At 61.6% G+C, this 466-nt stretch carries 1 protein-coding gene; it reads left to right on the forward strand.

Annotated features, from left to right (window positions below):
- The coding region (locus J5M71_RS28055; RefSeq protein WP_207838850.1) for an FAD-dependent oxidoreductase at positions 1–466 on the forward strand (466 nt) is incomplete at both ends.

Raw genomic sequence — 466 nt, forward strand, 5'->3', positions numbered from 1 at the left:
GGTTACACCGGACTGTGGACGGCGTACTACCTGAAAAAACAGGCGCCCGGCCTGGATATTGCCATTGTCGAGGCGCAAACCGCCGGGTTCGGTGCGTCCGGACGCAATGGCGGCTGGCTGATGGGTAACTTGCTGGGTGAGGATCGCTTGCTTGCAGGCTTGTCGCCGCAGCAGCGCAGGGCTTCGTTTGATCTGCTGCACAGCATCCCCGATGAAGTGGAGATCGTCCTCGAACGAGAAGGCATCGACTGCGATTACCGTAAGGGCGGGGTGCTTTATTGTGCCGCGCGCTACCCAGAGCAGGAAGCCGTTCTGCGTGATTACCTGAGCAAGCTGCACGCCCAAGGCCTTACCGATAACGACTACCGCTGGCTCAGTCCCGAGCAGTTGGCCCAGCAGATCCGCGTGGCCAAGCCCTACGGCGGCATCTTCGCTCCCCATGTCGCGACCATTCACCCGGCGAAGC

Origin of the sequence: Pseudomonas sp. 43(2021), from assembly GCF_017490805.1 — a bacterium.
GTDB lineage: Bacteria > Pseudomonadota > Gammaproteobacteria > Pseudomonadales > Pseudomonadaceae > Aquipseudomonas.